The organism is Kluyvera sichuanensis, from assembly GCF_014218705.1.
Taxonomy (GTDB): Bacteria; Pseudomonadota; Gammaproteobacteria; order Enterobacterales; family Enterobacteriaceae; genus Kluyvera; species Kluyvera sichuanensis.
Genome location: NZ_JABBJF010000005.1, coordinates 54,811 through 74,694, shown reverse-complemented (window position 1 = coordinate 74,694; position 19,884 = coordinate 54,811). Strand labels below are relative to the sequence as shown.

Sequence of the window (19,884 nt, the reverse complement as noted above, 5' to 3'; positions counted from 1 at the left end):
AAAAAAAAACGGGCCAGTTTCCTGACCCGTTTTTATGTTTTTATCGCCGCTGACTTAGATAAGCTTCAGCGAGATCCAGTACAGCACGCCGGAAAGAATGATAGAGGCCGGCAGGGTGAAGACCCAGGCCATCAGAATGTTGGTCACGGTTTTACGCTGTAACCCGCCGCCATCAACCAGCATGGTACCCGCCACGGAAGAGGAGAGTACGTGCGTCGTGGAGACCGGCATCCCGGTATAGCTTGCCAGACCGATGGACACCGCAGAGGTCATCTGTGCGGACATACCCTGAGCGTAGGTCATGCCTTTCTTACCGATTTTTTCACCGATAGTGGTGGCAACGCGACGCCAGCCGATCATGGTACCAATGCCCAGTGCCAGTGCGACCGCCATAATAATCCAGATTGGCGCGTACTCAATGGTGCTCAGCATGTCGGTTTTCAGCTTCTTCAACAGACGCTGATCGTCGGCATTCACTTCCGGCATCTTGGCCACTTTATCGGTGGTATCAGAGATGCAAAGCATGATACGACGAAGTTGACCGCGCTGCTCTACCGAGAGTTTATCGTAGCTCTCGATTCCCGACAGCATCGCCTTGGTACGCTCAAGCGCGTTCATGGTGTTAGCCGGGTGGCAATGGAACTCGGTGGCTTCCAGCGCTGCAGGGGTTAACGGGTCAGCGCTGTTCTGGACTTTCAGCAGCAGTTCAGGGCGCTGCTGGAAGAACGTTTCAACGTTGTTGACCGCATCGCGGGTACGCGTGATTTCGTAGCCGGAAGCGTTCATGTTAACCACGAAGCCTGCCGGAGCAACGCCAATCAGTACCAGCATCACCAGACCAATGCCTTTCTGACCGTCGTTCGCGCCGTGGGAGAATGCCACGCCAATCGCGGAGAGGATCAGAGCAATACGGGTCCAGAACGGCGGTTTTTTCTTACCGTCTTTCTTTTCACGTTCAGCAGGAGTCAGGTGGATACGAGCGCGTTTTTTGGTGCCGCTCCAGAAACGACGCAGCAGGAAAATCAGACCGCCAGCAAAGACCAGACCCACAATTGGTGACACGATCAACGACGCGAAAATGTTAATCACTTTCGGGATGTTGAGGGCATCAACCACGGACGTTCCGGTCATCATCGCATTGGTTAAACCAATACCGATAATGGCACCGATAAGCGTGTGGGAGCTGGACGCAGGCAGACCAAAATACCAGGTGCCGAGGTTCCAGATAATAGCCGCCAGCAGCATGGAAAAGACCATGGCGAGGCCGTGAGCGGAGCCCATATTGAGCAACAGATCCGTCGGCAGCATATGCACGATGGCATAAGCTACACTCAGGCCGCCCAACAGAACGCCGAAGAAGTTAAAGATCGCAGCCATCGCCACAGCAAGCTGTGAGCGCATAGCGCGAGTATAAATTACGGTAGCCACTGCGTTAGCCGTATCGTGGAAGCCGTTAATCGCTTCGTAGAAAAGAACAAACAACAGTGCCAGTACTAACAACAGCCCGGTATGTAAATCCAGACCAGCAAACAAATGTAACATAGGACGTTACGCCATTTTGAGGACATGAACGCGCGGCATTATCAGGGACATTGGCGGCGCGGGCAAAGTGAAATCTCTATTTTTTTTGATATTTGTCCATACTATTTTAAAGGTCAGAAAGAATTATTTATTTTGTATCAATCAGATAAGTCGGGTTTGTCGATATTTCACTGGTACGACTTCGGTGAAAAATTTACAATTCCCGACAATACCTAAGTTGAGGATAGTGCGTGGAAAGGTTTGATGCCATTGTAGTGGGTGCCGGAGCGGCAGGAATGTTTTGTGCCGCCATGGCGGGGCAAGCTGGGCGCCGCGTTTTGCTGCTGGATAACGGTAAAAAACCGGGACGTAAAATCCTCATGTCCGGCGGCGGTCGCTGCAATTTTACTAACCTTTATGTCGAACCCGCGGCATATCTGAGCCAAAACCCGCATTTCTGCAAATCTGCGCTGGCGCGCTATACCCAATGGGACTTTATCGACATGGTCGGCAAGCACGGTATTGCCTGGCATGAAAAGACCCTCGGGCAGCTTTTCTGCGATGACTCCGCCGATCAAATCGTGGCGATGCTGGTCGCCGAGTGTGAAAAGGGCAACGTGATCACGCGCCTGCGCAGCGAAATCCTGAGCGTCACCCGCGACGACGAAGGCTACACCCTGCAGCTCAACGGCGATCAAGTGTCGGCGGATAAGCTGGTGATTGCCAGCGGCGGCCTGTCGATGCCGGGCCTTGGGGCGACGCCGTTCGGCTATAAAGTTGCCGAGCAGTTTGGTCTGAAGGTGCTGCCTACCCGCGCGGGCCTGGTGCCGTTTACGTTGCACAAGCCAATGCTCGAACAGCTGCAGGTGCTTTCCGGCGTGTCGGTGCCGTCAATCATCACCGCGCAGGACGGCACGGTGTTCCGCGAAAGTCTGCTTTTCACCCACCGTGGCCTATCTGGCCCCGCAGTGCTGCAAATCTCAAGCTATTGGCAGGCGGGCGAGTTTGTGAGCATTAATTTACTGCCGGATATCGATCTGGCGGACTTCCTCGACGTCCAGCGCGCCGAGCATCCGAACCAGAGCCTGAAAAACACGCTGGCGATGCAGCTGCCGAAACGGTTGGTTGAATGCCTGCAACAGCTTGGACAAATTCCTGACGTCACCCTTAAGCAACTGAACGTTCGCGAGCAGCAAACGCTGGTGGATACCCTGACCGACTGGCGCGTACAGCCAAACGGCACCGAAGGCTATCGCACGGCAGAAGTGACGCTGGGCGGCGTGGACACCAATGAACTCTCTTCACGCACCATGGAAGCAAAGAAAGCGCCGGGGCTGTACTTTATCGGCGAAGTGATGGACGTGACCGGCTGGCTGGGCGGCTATAACTTCCAGTGGGCGTGGTCCAGCGCCTGGGCGTGTGCGCAGGCGTTGGCGGAATAAAATAATATATATCAAAATCTTTTACCGCCCCTGGAATTATATTCTTAGGGGCGGGATTTTATGATTTTTTTATTTATCTAGTATCAGATTTATTAATTTCCTTTCAATTGAAGTACGAATTCTATTATGGAAAAATGAAAGGTCTTTACCAAATATGCTGGCCATTAATCCAAGGGATATTGTCAGGATTACCCCGATAGTAATTACTGGGTTATCTATTTTGAAAATTTCCGGCTGATTTTCTAGTGGTATAGATTTGAGTGCAGTAAAAACTAGAGCCATTAAACAAATAGCAGTAAAGGACCACGCAATAATTTTCGAAAAAATCATGGAGGACTTTTTTATTTTTCGCTCTAATTTTTCAAGTCTATCTTCTGCTTTATATTTTTGGTTCTCCGCAGTTTCTATCAAAAAATTAGCATTTGAACGAATCCTTTCAATTTCTCCCTTTTGATTGATTTGCAATTTTTCTATTTCTGCAAGGTGCTTCTCTTCATGTTTTTCATTTATCTTTGCTACAACATCAAAAATATCTTCTTCTGAAAAATCTTCTCCGACATCTACAGATACTTTATGTACAAGTTTAAGCAGGTCGCTATCCCAACGTATACGTAAGAAGTCTTCTTCCGTGATCCCCCCTCTTTTTTGAATTTTTTCGAGTCTCTCGAGAAAGGATTCCCAGAATTTATCATCTGTATAAAGAAGGCTATATGCGGTAGAAAGAAGTTGCTCTTGAGGAAGATGGCCATAAATATCTGGTCTTTTTAACCAAAACATAGCAGTCATCCATTGTTCAGAAACTACAATAGGTATTGTCTCACGCCCAAGTTCTTTTCGGAAAAATTCGTAAGCAATTCTTTGAAGTATTGTATTATGGGTAACAAAAACGCTGAATTTCTGATTTAGGCTATTTATTGATTTGCCTTCCCGCTGATTATGAACTCTGGAAATACATATGGTGTCATGCTCATAGTTTTTGTTTGGGCTGAATCTACGTGCAATAGCGCTTTCTAGGGCATTTTCATCGCACTGAAAATGAGGTTTTGCTTTAAACCCTTGAATAATATTTATACCGGTTTGACTAATTTTTTTTGGTAACAACTTAATTTCTGTATCTAATCTAGCGGCATCAAAACCTGAACTTTTGAGCCATTCGAGAGTTTTTGTATTAAACCTGCCATAATGTTTTCGACTAAGATCACTTTTCCAAGCGTTAAGAAGTCCTTCGATTTCATCAAGTGTGCGATCAAAAATACATATTGTAATATTTAATGAATTTAATAGTTTTATAAAATCACTGTAGGCTTCATTTGCTTGCTTGCCACTATAACCAAGTAGACCTAATACAATTGGTGAGTCAAGATAAACCGTAATTCCGGTATACGATTGTTTATCGGAAACTTTATCAGCATAAAATAAATAGTTTGCCAATAGCATACCTTTAACACACCGGCTAAAATGTTCTAATAATGCCGGTTGGCTACGGTGTATATAACTGATGAAAGAAGCAATTAAATGGTCAGAGTTTTTGATTGTCGCATTAAGTTCACTTTTACGATATGCTCGCTCACTAAGAACACTGCTTACATTTTGTTCTATAAAGCGAAGGATAAATTTTTCAGCATCATCCATCGTAAGATTTTTTTGAAATTGCTCAAGTGTAAAATTCACAAATTCTTGTTTAAGGCTTCTAAGTGAGGTACTGACATCTTCTTGCTTATGCTCGTATCCATTTTTCCATTCAATAATTTTCTCATGACAAGGAATGAAAGCATTATTTTCTTTGATTAACAACCCTCTATTTTTTGCTCGAGTCATTAACACCCTGACTGCGGCAATAGGTGGTTTAAAGCCGAAACTGTTTAAGAGATTCTCCTGAATATCAATCTCATCAATAACTTGCTTGCCTATTTCTGAGGCTGTAACTGCAATAAATGGAAGAAATAGATCAATTTCGTCTTGAATTTCATCTGCTTTTAGCGTTTCGAGTAAGGCAAGATGTAGTAAGGGAGTTCTTATACCAAAGTCTGACATAGATTTTCATACCCTAATTTTATTTATAGATGCATACCGATCATACATCATGTAAATAAAAATAAGAAATATCTAATGTTATTTTTTTAAATTCTTTTATTTTATATTTTTTCAGATTAATAAATTGTTTACATCTAGAAGTAAGAATAAAATTCTACTATATATCAAATATCTTTTATATCACTGAGTTCAATGTATAGCCTTTCTATTGCAGGCACTAGGGTCAAGGGTTGAGTTGTTTACTAAAGAGCCGCAGCAGCATCTCCACCTGTTCGTCGAGCGGGGCTAAATCCCGTTTGACGATCAGATGCAGCGGCGTGGCGCGCCGTATGCCGTGGCTGAGCGGCAGCGTCTTTAACATCCCCTGCGCCAGTTCATGTTGAATTCTCTCCTCCGGCAGCCAACCGTACCCTACCTGATACATCACCGCGTCAATCGCGGCATCAATGGTTGAAAAGGTCCACGCGTCGCGCCCGGCCTGGCTTTCGCTGTCGTTATCGGCAATGCGGATCAGCGGCCAGGGGCGTAGCTGTTCGTCGTTGAGCGGGCCTTCCTGGTTGAAGAGGGGATGATCGCGATGGGCGACGGCGACAAAATCGATATTCATCAGCCATTCACCGCGCCCGGTGATGTCCTGACGGCGGGTCAGCACCATCACGTCCGCTTCAGCCTGAATCACATCGTTACCGCTGGCGTTCTCCAGCACTTCGGTTAAGCGCACCTGCGTTTGCGGATAGCGCTGCTGAAACTGGCGCAAAATGGCGAATAGCCGCTCGCGTGGGAAAATACTGTCGACCACTAAATCCAGCCGGGTGCGCATGCCTTCACGCAGCGTGGCGGCGCGGGTCTCTACCCAGGCGAAGGCCTTGAGTAGCGGTTTGACCTGCGCGAGCAGCAGCTCACCGGCCGGGGTTAACACTGCCCGGCGGCCTTCCGGGATCAGCAGCGCCACGCCAAGCCTTTCCTGCAATAGCGCCAGGTTGTAGCTCACCGACGACTGGCTACGGTGAGTCTCTTCAGCCGCTTTGGCAAAGCTACCCAGCTCCACCACCTTCTCCAGCAGTGCCCATTGTTCCAGCGTCGTTTTATGCATAATTTATTTAAAAAGTAGATGGGTTTCATTGAAACATAGCGTTATTCATTTACTTTTTAAAGCAATAAGATCTCTGCATCGACACAAGGAGATTTCATTATGAGCAACTTTGATAAACACGATCTGAGCGGTTTCGTTGGCAAACATCTGGTCTATACCTACGACAACGGCTGGAATTACGAGATTTACGTGAAAAACGACCACACCCTTGATTACCGTATTCACAGCGGTATCGTGGCGAATCGTTGGGTGAAAGATCAGCAGGCCTACATTGTTCGCGTTGGCGAAAGCATCTACAAAATTTCCTGGACCGAGCCGACCGGTACCGACGTCAGCCTGATTGCGAATCTGGGCGACAAACTGTTCCACGGCACTATCTTCTTCCCACGTTGGGTGATGAACAACCCGGAAAAAACCGTCTGCTTCCAGAATGAGCACATTCCGCTGATGAACGCCTACCGTGATGCGGGCCCGGCATACCCAACGGAAGTGATTGATGAATTCGCGACCATTACCTTCGTACGCGACTGCGGGGCCGATAATGACAGCGTCATTAACTGCGCGGCGAGCGAATTGCCAAAAGATTTCCCTGCTAATTTACGCTAGGGTTTACCAGCGCCCTACGCGTTATTTATTACACTAATATGCAACGGATATTAAAACGGATCATAAATAAAGTCTTTGTTTAGAAAACGTTGAATTATGTGAACCAGAGCCCAGTTGCAATGCAAGCTGGGCTTTTTTTTACAAAAATTCAGCGAGAACAATGACCTTTATAAAGTATTGATTTTGTTTATTAATCATTTATTGTGCGAATGCGCATTTCTTTCTTAATCTTATCCTAAGATAACACTGATACTTTTACCGCAATTCAATGTTGTAGGTTTAATTATCACATCTATCTATTCCTGATTTTAACAACATCGCGATAGCACCGTTTTATTCACGAATCAGGCGTACTCATTTGCGTTATAGGGTAAGGAACATTCATGAGTGATTTTCTGCCGTTTTCACGTCCCTCTATGGGCGAGGCGGAGTTCGCAGCGCTGAAAGAGGTGCTGCAATCTGGTTGGATCACCACCGGGCCAAAAAACCAGGCGCTGGAAGAGGCGTTTTGCGCCCTGACGGGCAACCGTTTCTCGATTGCCGTGAGCTCCGCGACCGGTGGTATGCACGTCACGCTGATGGCCCTCGGTATTGGTCCTGGCGATGAAGTTATCACCCCTTCGCAAACCTGGGTTTCCACCCTCAATATGATCGTGCTGCTGGGCGCTACGCCGGTAATGATCGATGTCGATCGTGACAATCTGATGATTACCCCTGAGGCGGTTGAAGCGGCGATTACCCCGCGCACTAAAGCCATCATTCCCGTGCACTATGCCGGCGCGCCTGCGGATATCGACGGTATTCGCGCGGTCGCTGAACGTCACGGTATTCCGATGATTGAAGATGCGGCGCATGCGGCGGGTACCTACTACAAAGGTCATCATGTTGGCTGGCAGGGAACGGCGATTTTCTCCTTCCACGCCATTAAAAACATGACCAGCGCTGAGGGCGGGCTGATTGTCACCGACGACGAACAGCTGGCAAACCGCATTCGCAGCCTCAAATTCCACGGTCTCGGCGTTGATGCCTATGACCGCCAGACCCATGGTCGCGCTCCGCAGGCGGAAGTGATTAGTCCGGGCTTTAAGTACAACCTGGCCGACATCAACGCCGCGCTGGCGCTGGTTCAGTTGGGCAAATTAGGGCAGGCCAACCAGCGTCGCAACGACATTGCGCAGCGCTACGTGCAGGAACTGGCCGACACGCCATTCCAGCCGCTGGCCGTACCGAGCTGGCCGCACCTGCACGCCTGGCACCTGTTCATTATTCGCGTGGATGAAGCGCGCTGCGGTATCAGCCGTGATGCGCTGATGGAGCAGCTCAAGTCGCAAGGCATTGGCACCGGGCTGCACTTCCGCGCGGCGCATACGCAGAAATATTACCGCGAGCGCTTCCCGGAACTCTCCCTGCCGAATACCGAATGGAACAGCGCGCGTATCTGTTCATTACCTCTTTTCCCGGATATGACCGATGACGACACCACCCGTGTCATTACGGCGCTCCACCAGTTAGCAGGCCGTTGATATGTTTGAGTACCCGTTAGTTAAGAAAGTCTCCGTCGTGATCCCGGTCTACAACGAGCAGGATAGCCTGCCGGAGTTAATCCGCCGTACCGACGCGGCCTGCGCGACCCTGAACCGTGACTATGAAATTTTGCTGGTTGATGACGGCAGCAGCGACGACTCCGCGCGCATGCTGGTTGAAGCGGCAGAAGCGCCTGAAAGCCACATCGTGGCGGTGCTGCTGAACCGTAACTACGGCCAGCACTCGGCGATTATGGCGGGCTTCAGCCACGTCACCGGCGACCTGATCATCACCCTTGATGCTGACCTGCAAAACCCGCCGGAGGAGATTCCGCGGCTGGTCGAAAAAGCGGACGAAGGCTATGACGTGGTCGGCACCGTGCGTCAGAACCGTCAGGACAGCATCTTCCGTAAAACCGCGTCGAAGATGATTAACCGTCTGATCCAACGGACCACTGGTAAAGCGATGGGCGACTACGGCTGCATGCTGCGCGCCTATCGCCGCCACATCATCGACGCGATGCTCAACTGCCACGAACGCAGCACCTTTATCCCGATTCTGGCGAACACCTTTGCTCGCCGCGCCGTGGAGATCCCGGTGATGCACGCCGAGCGTGAGTTCGGCGACTCGAAATACAGCTTTATGCGCCTGATCAACCTGATGTACGACCTGGTGACCTGTTTAACCACCACGCCGCTGCGTCTTCTGAGCGTGGTCGGCAGCGTCATCGCCGTGCTCGGCTTTGCCTTCTCCATTCTGTTAGTGGTGCTGCGCCTGGCGCTGGGCCCGGAATGGGCGGGGGACGGGGTGTTCATGCTGTTCGCCATTCTGTTCATGTTTATCGGGGCCCAGTTTATCGGCATGGGTCTGCTCGGGGAGTATATCGGCCGCATCTACAACGACGTGCGCGCCCGTCCTCGTTACTTTATTCAACGTGTTGTTCGCCAGGAAAATCTGGAATCTGAAGAGGAAAATCGTTAATGAAAGCTGTTGTATTTGCCTATCACGACATGGGTTGCACCGGTATTCAGGCACTGCTGGACGCCGGATACGACATTGAGGCGATCTTCACTCACCCGGATAACGCCGGTGAAAACAACTTCTTTGGCTCCGTTGCCCGTCTGGCGGCCGAGCAGGGCATTACCGTCTATGCGCCGGAAGATGTGAACCACCCGCTGTGGGTTGACCGTATTCGTGCGATGGCACCGGAAGTGATTTTCTCCTTCTACTATCGCAACCTGCTGAGCGACGAGATTCTCAATCTGGCACCAAAAGGCGCCTTCAACCTGCACGGCTCGCTGCTGCCTAAATACCGTGGCCGCGCGCCGCTGAACTGGGTGCTGGTGAACGGTGAGAAAGAGACCGGCGTTACCCTGCATCGCATGACTAACCGCGCTGATGCGGGCGACATTGTGGCGCAGCAGACCGTCGCCATCGCCGATTCTGACGTAGCGCTGTCGCTGCACCGTAAGCTGTGCGCGGCTTCCCAGACGCTGCTGGGCGACGCGCTGCCAAAAATTCGCAGCGGTCAGACGCAGGAACGTGCGCAGGACGATACTCAGGCAACCTACGTGGGTCGTCGTACCCCAGATGACGGTCGTCTGACCTGGGAAAAACCGGCGCAGGAACTGCACAACCTGGTGCGCGCGGTGAGCGATCCGTGGCCGGGCGCGTTTGGCTATGTTGGCACCAACAAATTTATTGTCTGGAAATCCCGCGTGCGTACCGATATGGCCGCCGCGAAGCCAGGTACCGTGCTGTCCGTGGCTCCACTGGTGGTTGCCTGCGGTGAAGGCGCGCTGGAAATCGTTACCGGTCAGAGCGCTAACGGCGTTTACATGCAGGGTACTCAGCTGGCGCCAGCGATGGGCCTGGTGGCCGGTGCGCTGCTCTCCAGCCGTCCGTTTGTGGCGGTGAAACGTCGTACTCGCGTGCTGATTCTGGGCGTGAACGGCTTTATCGGTAACCACCTGACCGAACGCCTGCTTGAGGACGACAACTACGAGATTTACGGCCTGGATATTGGCTCTGACGCCATCAGCCGCTTCCTCGACTGCCCGCGTTTCCACTTTGTGGAAGGTGACATCAGTATCCACTCCGAGTGGATCGAGTACCACATTAAGAAATGTGACGTGGTGCTGCCGCTGGTGGCGATTGCGACCCCTATCGAATACACCCGTAACCCGCTGCGCGTGTTCGAGCTGGACTTCGAAGAGAACCTGAAGATTATTCGCGACTGCGTGAAGTACAACAAGCGCATCATCTTCCCGTCGACTTCCGAAGTGTACGGCATGTGCACCGACGCCAACTTCGATGAAGACACCTCCAACCTGGTGGTGGGGCCAATCAGCAAACAGCGTTGGATCTACTCGGTTTCCAAGCAGCTGCTGGACCGCGTGATTTGGGCCTACGGCGACAAAACCGGCCTCAAATTTACCCTGTTCCGTCCGTTTAACTGGATGGGCCCGCGTCTGGATAACCTGAACGCCGCGCGTATCGGTAGCTCCCGTGCGATCACCCAGCTGATCCTCAACCTGGTTGAAGGTTCACCGATCAAACTGATCGAAGGCGGCAAGCAGAAACGTTGCTTCACCGACATCAGCGACGGTATCGAAGCGCTGTTCCGCATCATCGAGAACAAAGATGGCCGCTGCGATGGGCAGATCATCAACATCGGTAACCCGGACAACGAAGCGAGCATCAAAGAGCTGGCGGAAATGCTGCTCGACTGCTTCGAACGTCACCCGCTGCGCGACCGCTTCCCGCCGTTTGCTGGCTTCCGTGAAGTGGAAAGCAGCGACTACTACGGCAAAGGCTATCAGGACGTTGAGCACCGTAAGCCGAGCATCCGTAACGCCAAACGTTGCCTTGACTGGCAGCCGACGGTAGAAATGCAGCAGACCGTTGAAGAGACGCTGGACTTCTTCCTGCGCACGGTTGAACTGACGGATGAAAAATCATCATGAAAAAAGTAGGTTTGCGCGTTGATGTGGACACCTTTCGCGGCACTCGCGAGGGCGTACCACGGCTGATGGCGGTGCTCAAAAAGCACCGCGTACAGGCCAGTTTTTTCTTCAGCGTCGGGCCGGATAACATGGGGCGCCACTTGTGGCGCCTGGTAAAACCGAAGTTCTTGTGGAAGATGCTGCGCTCGCGCGCAGCATCGCTGTATGGCTGGGATATTCTCCTCGCCGGCACGGCCTGGCCTGGACGACGTATCGGTGCGGCAAACGCGGAGATTATCCGCAGCGTTGCGCAGGTGCATGAAGTCGGGCTCCACGCCTGGGATCATCACCGCTGGCAGCAGTGGAGCGGCGTGTGGAAAGAGCAGCAACTGGTAGAAGAGATTGGGCGCGGCTTGCGTGAGCTGGAGTCTATTCTCGGCCGTCCGGTCTCCTGTTCTGCGGTGGCGGGCTGGCGTGCGGATCAGCGCGTGGTGAAGGCCAAAGAGTCCTTTGATTTTCACTACAACAGCGATTGTCGCGGCACGCAACCGTTTCTTCCACAGTTGGCTAATGGGGAGATGGCTACCGTGCAGATCCCGGTTACTCTGCCAACCTGGGATGAAGCCGTCGGCACCGTGGTCAGCGCGGAAGGCTATAACCGCTGGCTGCTGGAGCAGATCCGCAAAGATACCGGTACGCCGGTTTATACCATTCATGCAGAGGTTGAAGGCGGTGTATGCGCCGAACAGTTCGATTATCTGCTGACCCTGGCGGCGCAACAGGAAATTCTGTTTTGCCCGCTGAGCCAGCTTCTTCCGGATGACTTCCGTCAACTCCCGGTCGGGAAGGTGGTACGGGGAGAGTTGGCTGGCCGTGAAGGCTGGCTTGGTTGCCAACAACTATTGAGCCCCGATGTATGAAATCCCTTCGCTACGGTATTTCGTTAGTTGCATTGTTCGTTCTTTACTACCTTCTGCCCCTCAACTTCCGGTTGCTGTGGCAGCCGGATGAAACCCGCTACGCCGAGATCAGCCGTGAAATGCTGGCCACCGGCGACTGGGTTGTGCCGCACTTCCTCGGCCTGCGTTATTTTGAAAAGCCGATTGCGGGCTACTGGATCAACAGCATTGGTCAGTGGCTGTTTGGGCATAACAACTTTGGCGTGCGCTTTGGCTCGGTGTTCTCTATCACCGTATCTGCGCTGCTGGTGGCCTGGCTTGCCTGGCGTATCTGGCGCGACAAGAAAGTGGCGGTGTTCTCCGGGGTTATCTTCCTGACGGCGTTCCTGGTCTACGGTATCGGCACCTACGCGGTGCTCGACCCAATGATTACCCTGTGGATGACCCTGGCGATGTTCAGCTTCTGGCTGGCGGCGTCGGCGAAAACCACCGGTGAACGCTTCTGGGGCTACGTGCTGCTCGGTATCGCCTGCGGCATGGGGGTGATGACCAAAGGGTTCCTGGCGCTAGCGGTGCCGGTCATCGGCGTGCTGCCGTGGGTTATCGCCCAGAAGCGCTGGCGGGAAGTCCTTATCTGGGGCTGGCTGTCGGTGCTGGTGTGCGTGCTCACCGTGCTGCCGTGGGGGCTGGCGATTGCGCAGCGTGAAGGCGACTTCTGGCGCTACTTCTTCTGGGTCGAGCATATTCAGCGTTTTGCGCAGAGCGACGCTCAGCATAAAGCGCCGTTCTGGTATTATCTGCCGTTCCTGATTGCCGGGAGCCTGCCGTGGCTGGCGCTGCTGCCGGGCGCGTTGAAGCTCGGCTGGCGCGATCGTCAAGGCCAGGGCAGCGCGTTCTATCTGTTGGGCTGGATAGTGATGCCGTTCCTGTTCTTCAGCATCGCAAAAGGCAAGCTGCCGACCTATATTCTGCCGTGCTTTGGGCCGTTGGCGATGCTGATGGCGCGCTATGCGGTGGATGCGGCAAAAGTGGGTGCGAAGGCGCTGCGGATTAATGGCATCATCAACATCGCCTTCGGCGTGGTGGGTTTGGTGGCGGTGGTTGTTGTGTCGCCGTGGGGGCCGATGAAGCACCCGGTGTGGATGCAGATTGAGCTGTATAAGTGCGTGCTGGCGGCGGTGGCGTTCTTTGTCTGGGCGCTGATGGGCTGGTTGTCTATCAAGTCGACTACGCCGCGCTGGACGCTGGCGGCACTCTGCCCGATGGGGTTAGCGCTGCTGGTGGGCTTTGCGATTCCTGACCGCGTGACCGACAGTAAGCAGCCGCAGTTCCTGGTGGATATTGTGAGCGAGTCGCTGACTCCAAGCCGCTACGTACTGAGCAACAACGTCGGTATCGCCGCAGGGCTTGCCTGGGAACTGAACCGCAGCGACGTCATCATGTATTCGCAGACGGGCGAGCTGAAATACGGTCTTTCCTATCCGGATGCTAAAGGGCGCTTTATCTCCAGTGAAGATTTCCCACAGTGGCTGGAAGCGCATCGCCAGGAGGGGCCAATCTCTCTGGTACTGCAGCTGCAGCGCAATACCAGAGTGGTGGATCTGCCGTTGCCAAAACCGGATGAGGTGTATGTGATGGGTCGTACCGCGTTTATTCAGTACCGTCCGCAATGATCACCTGGGCCTGCCTGCTGCTCGCCAGCTTATTGAGCTGTGCCGGGCAGCTATGCCAGAAACAGGCCACGCGCCCGGCACCTGCCGGGCAGCGTGGGCGTCATCTGCTGACCTGGCTTGGGCTCGCGCTGGCGATGCTCGGGCTGGGGATGCTGCTGTGGCTGCTGGTGTTGCAGCAAATCCCGGTCAGCGTGGCTTACCCGATGCTGAGCCTGAACTTTGTCTGGGTGACGCTGGCGGCCCGTACTATCTGGCGTGAGCCGGTCAACCGCCGTCACTGGGCGGGCGTTGGGCTGATTATTGTCGGCATTATGTTGCTAGGGAGCAGCGCCTGATGGGGCTTATCTGGGCATTAATGAGCGTTGGGCTGGTAAGCGCCGCCCAACTGACGCTGCGGGTGGCGATGACCACGCTGCCACCGGCGGAACAGCCGCTGGCGTTCCTGCTCCACCTGCTGCATTTCGGCGACGGCACGCTGGCGCTTTTCCTCGGCCTGTTCGGCTATGTTGCCTCGATGGCCTGCTGGTTCTTCGCCCTGAAGCGCCTGCCGCTGGCAAAAGCTTACGCGCTGCTGAGCCTGAGCTATATGGTGGTGTGGTGTGCCGCTATCTGGCTACCCGGCTGGCATGAACCCTTCTCCTGGCGCGGCCTGCTGGGCGTGGTCGTCATTATCTCGGGTGTTATCACCATCTTCTGGCCAAACAAACCTTCCCATACCCCGTAGCCCGGCCAAGCGCAGCGCCGCCGGGGTTAGCTCCGAGCTTCCACCGGGGTCGGCGTAAACGCCTCGCCCGGGCTACAAAATGTGCAATAATGCTTTTTTCGTTGCATCTATAAGGGATTATCTATGCCAGCAGCTGACGCCGAGGAATCGCTTAGCGGCCTGCGCCTCAACCTGCGTATTGTCTCCATCGTTATCTTCAACTTCGCAAGCTACCTCACCATTGGCCTGCCGCTGGCGGTGCTGCCGGGCTATGTCCACGATGTCATGGGATTCAGCGCCTTCTGGGCGGGGCTGGTTATCAGCCTGCAATATTTCGCCACGCTGTTAAGCCGCCCGCATGCCGGGCGCTATGCTGACCTGCTGGGGCCAAAACGAATTGTGGTGATGGGGCTGTGCGGCTGCTTCCTCAGCGGGTTGAGCTACCTGCTGGCAGCAACGAGCAGCGCCTGGCCGCTGCTCAGTCTGGTGCTGTTGTGCCTGGGACGCGTGATCCTCGGTATCGGCCAAAGCTTTGCCGGTACTGGCTCGACGCTCTGGGGCGTGGGCGTCGTGGGTTCGCCGCATATTGGCCGGGTTATCTCATGGAACGGGATTGTTACCTATGGCGCGATGGCGATGGGCGCGCCGCTCGGCGTGGTGTGCTACCGCTACGTTGGGCTGGAGGGGTTGGCATTGGCGATTATGGCGGTAGCCGCCGTAGCCATTCTGTGCGCGCTGCCGCGTGCAGAAGTGAAAGCGAAAAAGGGCAAACCGATGTCTTTTCGCGCGGTGCTGGGGCGCGTCTGGCCTTATGGTATGGCGCTGGCACTGGCTTCCGCGGGCTTTGGGGTAATCGCCACCTTTATCACCCTGTTTTATGACGCGAAAGGCTGGGACGGCGCGGCGTTTGCGCTCACGCTCTTTAGCTGCGCATTCGTAGGGACACGTCTGCTGTTCCCGAACGGCATTAACCGCCTGGGCGGCTTGAACGTAGCGATGATCTGCTTTTCGGTGGAGATTGTCGGCCTGCTGTTGGTAGGGGTGGCAGATACGCCAATGATGGCAAAAATCGGCACCTTCTTGGCCGGGGCGGGATTCTCGCTGGTGTTCCCGGCGCTGGGCGTGGTGGCGGTGAAAGCCGTGCCGCAGCAGAATCAGGGCTCTGCGCTGGCAACCTATACCGTGTTTATGGATCTATCGCTGGGTATTACCGGGCCGTTAGCCGGGCTGATGATGGCGTGGATGGGCATTTCGACGATTTACATTGCCGCTGCGGGGCTGGTGGCGGTGGCATTGCTGCTGGGATGGCGGCTAAAAAAACGGCCTCTGGCGTAAGCACGCGAGAGGCCGTTTATCGGTCAGCAAAACTTAGTTGATGACCAGCGTATTGATGATTTTCTCAGCGTCAGACTGAGCCTGCTGCTGGTTGTCCGCTGGCAGTGTGATCTGCATAGTCAGCAGTTTGCCATCGATTTTACCCAGTACGACGGAAGAGTACGCGGTCTGCCCTTTAGCAGAGATGATGCTGTCGAGCTGCTGCAGCGTGTGGCCCTTCACGTCGATAGATTTATTGGTCACCACCTGCAGCTGCGGGTCGCGGCTGCGCTGCTGATCTTCAAGACGTTTTGCCAGCACCGCTAAATCTTCGGTGGTGTCGTCGCCAACGATGACGATGACCGCTTTCATGCCGGTGGCGTCAGAGTAGACGTGCATGTTGTTGCTCTGGGTGCCCAGCTTACCGCTCTGGTCGGTCATCCCGGCCGGCAGCGTAAAGTTCAGCTTACCGTCTAACAGATTGATAGCCTGACCTGCGGCATCGCTTGCGGCTGCAGAACCTTGTGCAGGGGTGCTGGTGTCGCTGTTGTCACAGGCCGCAAGGCCCATTACCAGCAGGCCAATACCAGCATATTTCACCAATTTGCGCATTGACATCTTCCTTTCGATAAATAGCCATAACGGCTCATCTGCGTATCTTATCACAACCCGTGTAATGAACCCTTAACCTGGCTGCATTGCTGACAAATCAGATTTATCTGCCAGCCTTTTCAATAGCATATTCAGCAGCACGCCGTACATCGGCAGGAAGAAAACAATGCTGATCAGCACTTTAAAGCAGTAGTCCACGAGGGCGATTTCTACCCAGTGTGTCGCCATAAACGGGTCGGTGCTGCGCCAGAAAGCGATAAAGAAGAACGCCAGGGTATCGCTGATGTTACCGAACAGCGTGGAGGCCGTCGGTGCAAGCCACCAGTGGCGGCTTTGACGCAGGCGGTTAAACACGTGCACGTCAAGGATCTGCCCCAGGGCATAGGCCATAAAGCTGGCGGCGGCGATACGGGCCACGAACAGGTTAAAGTGCGCCAGCGCGCCGAAGCCCTGCCATTCGCCCATATAGAACAGCGATGAAATCACGTAGGAGATCAGCAGCGCCGGTGCCATCACCGCGAAAACAATACGGCGAGCCAGCGGTGCGCCAAAGATTCGCACGGTCAGGTCGGTCGCAAGGAAGATAAACGGAAAGCTAAACGCGCCCCAGGTAGTGTGGAAGCCGAAGATAGAAACCGGCAGCTGCACCAGATAGTTACTGGAAGTGATCACCAGCAGGTGAAATAGCGATAGCCAAACCAGCGCATGTCGGCGCTGTAAGGAAGTAAAGGGAGTCATATTGTACCTTTTTAGTGGTTGGGGTGAGGGAACCCAATAAGTCTGCAAACCCATTGCAGGGGCGGAATGATACTGCTTTCCCGTTTCATTGCAATGGTTGTTTTTCGCGCAATCGTTAACCTGGTTGCGTTGAGGCAGGGTCAGCGTAAACTAAGCGCGTTTTTTCTGACGATGAGATGCTCATGACCGATTTGTTTTCCAGCCCCGACCACACCTTAGACGCGCAAGGGCTGCGCTGCCCGGAACCGGTAATGATGGTGCGTAAGACCGTGCGGACGATGCCGGTGGGGGAAACGCTGCTGATTATTGCCGACGATCCCGCCACCACGCGCGATATCCCCGGTTTTTGCCGCTTTATGGAACATGAGCTGATTGCTCAGCAGACCGAGTCAGTGCCGTACCAGTATTTGCTGCGTAAGCGCCATTAATCGGTACCGATAATCCCGTAGCCCGGCCAAGCGAAGCGCCGCCGGGAATGGCATCGAGCCAACCTGGGGGCGGCGTAACGCCTCGCCCGGGCTACAGGGTTACGCACTAAACTTCCCGCGCAGCAGTCGCAGCGCGTTCAACGTCACCAGCACCGTTGCACCGGTATCCGCCAGTACTGCCAGCCACAACCCGGTCATGCCGAGCAGCGTGGTGATAAGGAAAATCCCCTTCAGCCCCAGCGCAATGGCGATGTTTTGTCGAACGTTAGCGTGGGTGGCACGCGCCAGGCGAATCATCTGCACCAGCCCGGTCAGACGGTTATGCGTCAGCGCCGCATCGGCGGTTTCCAGCGCCACGTCCGTGCCGCTGCCCATCGCGATGCCCATCGCCGCCGCTTTCATCGCCGGAGCGTCGTTAATCCCGTCGCCCACCATCGCCAGCGGCCCCTGAGCGTTCAGCGCCGTCACTTCACTGACCTTATCGGCTGGCAGCAGGTTGGCGCGGTAGGCCATGCCTAACTCATCAGCAATGGCGGCAGCAGCGCGCGGGTTGTCCCCGGTCAGAATGATGCCCTGAATGCCTAATTCCCGCAGGCCATCGACCGCCTGACGCGCCTCCTGACGCACGGTGTCTCGCAGGGCTACAATCCCCAGCAGGGTATCGTCACGGGTAACGAGTACCACGGTGTTGCCCTGGCTTTCCAAGCGTTGAATCTCAGCCTGATGATCCGGCGTCGGGAACTTGCCTGCCGCGCAGATAACGATACGCTGCCCATCGACGCTGGCTTCAATACCGGAACCGACGAGCGTACGCTGATTAGCGGCTTGAGGAATGACAAGCCCACGCAGCTGCGCCTCGCGCACCACGGCCTGCGCCAGCGGGTGGGTAGAGCCTTGTTCCACCGCAGCAGCCAGCGCCAGCAGGGTGTCTTCACTGAGTTCGGCGGTTGGGATAATCGTGGTCACTTGCGGTTTGCCGAGCGTCAGGGTGCCGGTTTTATCAAAGGCCATCTGCGTGATGCGGCCCAACTGCTCCAGCGCCGCGCCGCCTTTAATCAGCGCGCCGTGACGTGCTGCGGTGGCAAGGCCTGAGGTAATCGCTGCCGGAGTCGAAATAACCAGCGCACACGGGCAGCCAATCAGCAGTAGCGTCAGCCCTTTATAGATCCACTCCTCCCACGAGCCGGCAAACAGCAGCGGTGGCACCAGCGTCACCAGCAGCGCGACGGCCATAATCGCCGGGGTATAGATGCGGCTGAAGCGGTCGATAAAGCGCTCGATAGGCGCGCGACGCTCCTCGGCCTCTTCAATCAGACGCAGGATACGGTCGATGGCGCTGTCGCCAGGTTTTGAAATAACGCTCAGCTGTACCAGGCGGTCGGCGCTGGTTGCCCCTGCTGGCACGCTCTCGCCCGCGCTACGTTCCACCGGAATGGACTCGCCGGTTAATGCGCTCTCATCAAAGCTGGCGAACGGGGTGATGAGCTTCCCGTCGGCAGGCAAGCGCCCACCGGCGGCCACTTCAATCACGTCACCCGGCTGGAGATCCTTCTGCGCCACGGTTTCACGCTGGCCGTCACGTACGCGCACGGCGGTGTCAGGCTTCAGCGCCATCAGCGCGCTCACGCCCTGACGCGCGCGGTTTGCGGCCCAGCCTTCCAGCCTTTCACCGATTAAGAACAGCAGCAGCACCATCGCCGCTTCCGCCGTCGCGCCGATAAACAGTGCGCCGATGGCCGCGACGCTCATCAGCGTTTCAATGGCGAACCAGCTGCCGCTTTTCATCAGACGCAGCGCCTGGCGGGCGATAGGGTAAAGGCCGACCAGCGTGGTGGCGATAAACGCCAGGTTGCCGAGCGGATGGTTGAACTGCTCCAGCCCCCAGCTAATCGCCATCATCACCGCGAGCGCGATAAGCGGCAGGTTTTCCCGCCAGCGCGGGCTGTTATCCTCTGCCTTTGGTTCGCTGTCGTTGCGCAGCGAATAACCTGCGGCGCTCACGGCTTTCTCCACCTGAGCGCGGATGTCGTCATCGGCATCAACCAGCAGCTTTTCGGTGGCGAACAGCACTTTAACCTGCTTCACGCCAGCGACCTGGCTTACTGCGGTTTCGACTTTACGGGCGCAGGCTGCGCAGTCCATGCCGTTGACGACCCAGCTATAGCGGGCGTCCAGCGTCGGTTCTACTGCGGGTTCAGCCGTTGCGCATTGGCTATCGCAGCAGCAGTCGTCCTGCGGTTGTGGCGCAGGCGCGAGCTTAAAAGATGAGAATTGGGGGGCTTTATTGTTACGTGTCTCTGGAGTCGACATCGTATCCTCCGATTAATGATCGTTGCTTCATTAAGCGCAGCA

General features: G+C 54.7%; 17 protein-coding genes. 11 read left to right on the top strand and 6 right to left on the bottom strand.

All coding sequences use genetic code 11. From position 1 onward, the window contains the following. Positions 1 to 54: 54 nt before the first annotated feature. On the bottom strand, positions 55 to 1,542 hold the full coding sequence (gene pitA / locus HII27_RS07870; RefSeq protein WP_185667384.1) for an inorganic phosphate transporter PitA: 1,488 nt from the start codon (positions 1,540 to 1,542) through the stop codon (positions 55 to 57). A gap of 230 nt (positions 1,543 to 1,772) precedes the next feature. On the opposite strand from pitA, the gene HII27_RS07865 reads away from it, so the two are divergent. Beyond that, on the top strand, positions 1,773 to 2,963 hold the full coding sequence (locus HII27_RS07865) for a BaiN/RdsA family NAD(P)/FAD-dependent oxidoreductase (RefSeq protein ID WP_185667383.1): 1,191 nt from the start codon (positions 1,773 to 1,775) through the stop codon (positions 2,961 to 2,963). Positions 2,964 to 3,032: 69 nt separating this feature from the next. On the opposite strand, the gene HII27_RS07860 is transcribed toward HII27_RS07865, so the two are convergent. Together HII27_RS07860 and HII27_RS07855 are read right to left on the bottom strand one after the other, a co-directional pair. Continuing rightward, positions 3,033 to 4,997: a hypothetical protein gene (locus tag HII27_RS07860; RefSeq protein WP_185667382.1), complete on the bottom strand. Its 1,965-nt coding sequence runs from the start codon at positions 4,995 to 4,997 to the stop codon at positions 3,033 to 3,035. 223 nt (positions 4,998 to 5,220) lie between these two features. Beyond that, the gene (locus tag HII27_RS07855) at positions 5,221 to 6,090 is read right to left on the bottom strand and encodes a LysR family transcriptional regulator (protein ID WP_185667381.1); all 870 of its coding nucleotides are present in this window, start codon (positions 6,088 to 6,090) and stop codon (positions 5,221 to 5,223) included. 96 nt (positions 6,091 to 6,186) lie between these two features. Between HII27_RS07855 and HII27_RS07850 the strand changes: the two genes are divergently transcribed. The 9 genes from HII27_RS07850 (at position 6,187) to HII27_RS07810 (ending at position 15,775) form a co-directional block, all read left to right on the top strand. Further along, entirely contained in the window at positions 6,187 to 6,696 is a 510-nt protein-coding gene (locus HII27_RS07850; RefSeq protein ID WP_185667536.1) for a phenolic acid decarboxylase, read from the top strand. Between the two features lie 383 nt (positions 6,697 to 7,079). Further along, positions 7,080 to 8,219, top strand: coding sequence for a UDP-4-amino-4-deoxy-L-arabinose aminotransferase (gene arnB, locus HII27_RS07845; protein WP_185667380.1), 1,140 nt, complete (start codon positions 7,080 to 7,082; stop codon positions 8,217 to 8,219). A gap of 1 nt (position 8,220) precedes the next feature. Continuing rightward, positions 8,221 to 9,201, top strand: a complete 981-nt coding sequence (gene arnC, locus HII27_RS07840; protein ID WP_185667379.1) for an undecaprenyl-phosphate 4-deoxy-4-formamido-L-arabinose transferase — start codon at positions 8,221 to 8,223, stop codon at positions 9,199 to 9,201. Beyond that, a complete protein-coding gene (gene arnA, locus HII27_RS07835) occupies positions 9,201 to 11,186 on the top strand; it encodes a bifunctional UDP-4-amino-4-deoxy-L-arabinose formyltransferase/UDP-glucuronic acid oxidase ArnA (protein ID WP_185667378.1) in 1,986 nt (661 codons plus the stop codon). Before arnC ends, arnA begins: the two co-directional genes overlap by 1 nt. Next, on the top strand, positions 11,183 to 12,085 hold the full coding sequence (gene arnD, locus HII27_RS07830) for a 4-deoxy-4-formamido-L-arabinose-phosphoundecaprenol deformylase (RefSeq protein ID WP_185667377.1): 903 nt from the start codon (positions 11,183 to 11,185) through the stop codon (positions 12,083 to 12,085). The genes arnA and arnD overlap by 4 nt, the downstream gene beginning before the upstream one ends. After that, the gene (gene arnT / locus HII27_RS07825) at positions 12,082 to 13,737 is read left to right on the top strand and encodes a lipid IV(A) 4-amino-4-deoxy-L-arabinosyltransferase (RefSeq protein WP_185667376.1); all 1,656 of its coding nucleotides are present in this window, start codon (positions 12,082 to 12,084) and stop codon (positions 13,735 to 13,737) included. The genes arnD and arnT overlap by 4 nt, the downstream gene beginning before the upstream one ends. Then, positions 13,734 to 14,072 (top strand): 4-amino-4-deoxy-L-arabinose-phosphoundecaprenol flippase subunit ArnE, encoded by a 339-nt coding sequence (arnE, locus tag HII27_RS07820; protein WP_185667375.1) that lies wholly within the window; start codon positions 13,734 to 13,736, stop codon positions 14,070 to 14,072. The genes arnT and arnE overlap by 4 nt, the downstream gene beginning before the upstream one ends. After that, a complete protein-coding gene (gene arnF, locus HII27_RS07815) occupies positions 14,072 to 14,461 on the top strand; it encodes a 4-amino-4-deoxy-L-arabinose-phosphoundecaprenol flippase subunit ArnF (protein ID WP_185667374.1) in 390 nt (129 codons plus the stop codon). Before arnE ends, arnF begins: the two co-directional genes overlap by 1 nt. Before the next feature lie 123 nt (positions 14,462 to 14,584). Continuing rightward, positions 14,585 to 15,775: an MFS transporter gene (locus HII27_RS07810; RefSeq protein ID WP_185667373.1), complete on the top strand. Its 1,191-nt coding sequence runs from the start codon at positions 14,585 to 14,587 to the stop codon at positions 15,773 to 15,775. 33 nt (positions 15,776 to 15,808) lie between these two features. Here HII27_RS07810 and HII27_RS07805 read toward each other — a convergent pair whose 3' ends face one another. Together HII27_RS07805 and HII27_RS07800 are read right to left on the bottom strand one after the other, a co-directional pair. Further along, positions 15,809 to 16,366 (bottom strand): DcrB family lipoprotein, encoded by a 558-nt coding sequence (locus HII27_RS07805; protein ID WP_185667372.1) that lies wholly within the window; start codon positions 16,364 to 16,366, stop codon positions 15,809 to 15,811. A gap of 72 nt (positions 16,367 to 16,438) precedes the next feature. Then, positions 16,439 to 17,104: a 7-cyano-7-deazaguanine/7-aminomethyl-7-deazaguanine transporter gene (locus HII27_RS07800; protein ID WP_185667371.1), complete on the bottom strand. Its 666-nt coding sequence runs from the start codon at positions 17,102 to 17,104 to the stop codon at positions 16,439 to 16,441. 182 nt (positions 17,105 to 17,286) lie between these two features. Between HII27_RS07800 and tusA the strand changes: the two genes are divergently transcribed. Further along, positions 17,287 to 17,532, top strand: a complete 246-nt coding sequence (gene tusA / locus HII27_RS07795) for a sulfurtransferase TusA (RefSeq protein WP_185667370.1) — start codon at positions 17,287 to 17,289, stop codon at positions 17,530 to 17,532. Between the two features lie 99 nt (positions 17,533 to 17,631). Here the strand turns inward: tusA and zntA are convergent, their stop codons facing one another. Further along, positions 17,632 to 19,842 (bottom strand): Zn(II)/Cd(II)/Pb(II) translocating P-type ATPase ZntA, encoded by a 2,211-nt coding sequence (gene zntA / locus HII27_RS07790; RefSeq protein ID WP_185667369.1) that lies wholly within the window; start codon positions 19,840 to 19,842, stop codon positions 17,632 to 17,634. Between the last annotated feature and the right edge of the window lie 42 nt (positions 19,843 to 19,884).

Coding starts and splice junctions, on each gene's coding strand:
- HII27_RS07855 (WP_185667381.1), bottom strand. CDS start 6,090: ATGCATAAAACGACGCTGGAACAATGGGCACTGCTGGAGAAGGTGGTG.
- HII27_RS07805 (WP_185667372.1), bottom strand. CDS start 16,366: ATGCGCAAATTGGTGAAATATGCTGGTATTGGCCTGCTGGTAATGGGC.
- HII27_RS07800 (WP_185667371.1), bottom strand. CDS start 17,104: ATGACTCCCTTTACTTCCTTACAGCGCCGACATGCGCTGGTTTGGCTA.
- HII27_RS07810 (WP_185667373.1), top strand. CDS start 14,585: ATGCCAGCAGCTGACGCCGAGGAATCGCTTAGCGGCCTGCGCCTCAAC.
- zntA (WP_185667369.1), bottom strand. CDS start 19,842: ATGTCGACTCCAGAGACACGTAACAATAAAGCCCCCCAATTCTCATCT.
- arnD (WP_185667377.1), top strand. CDS start 11,183: ATGAAAAAAGTAGGTTTGCGCGTTGATGTGGACACCTTTCGCGGCACT.
- arnC (WP_185667379.1), top strand. CDS start 8,221: ATGTTTGAGTACCCGTTAGTTAAGAAAGTCTCCGTCGTGATCCCGGTC.
- tusA (WP_185667370.1), top strand. CDS start 17,287: ATGACCGATTTGTTTTCCAGCCCCGACCACACCTTAGACGCGCAAGGG.
- arnE (WP_185667375.1), top strand. CDS start 13,734: ATGATCACCTGGGCCTGCCTGCTGCTCGCCAGCTTATTGAGCTGTGCC.
- arnF (WP_185667374.1), top strand. CDS start 14,072: ATGGGGCTTATCTGGGCATTAATGAGCGTTGGGCTGGTAAGCGCCGCC.
- pitA (WP_185667384.1), bottom strand. CDS start 1,542: ATGTTACATTTGTTTGCTGGTCTGGATTTACATACCGGGCTGTTGTTA.
- arnB (WP_185667380.1), top strand. CDS start 7,080: ATGAGTGATTTTCTGCCGTTTTCACGTCCCTCTATGGGCGAGGCGGAG.
- arnT (WP_185667376.1), top strand. CDS start 12,082: ATGAAATCCCTTCGCTACGGTATTTCGTTAGTTGCATTGTTCGTTCTT.
- arnA (WP_185667378.1), top strand. CDS start 9,201: ATGAAAGCTGTTGTATTTGCCTATCACGACATGGGTTGCACCGGTATT.
- HII27_RS07860 (WP_185667382.1), bottom strand. CDS start 4,997: ATGTCAGACTTTGGTATAAGAACTCCCTTACTACATCTTGCCTTACTC.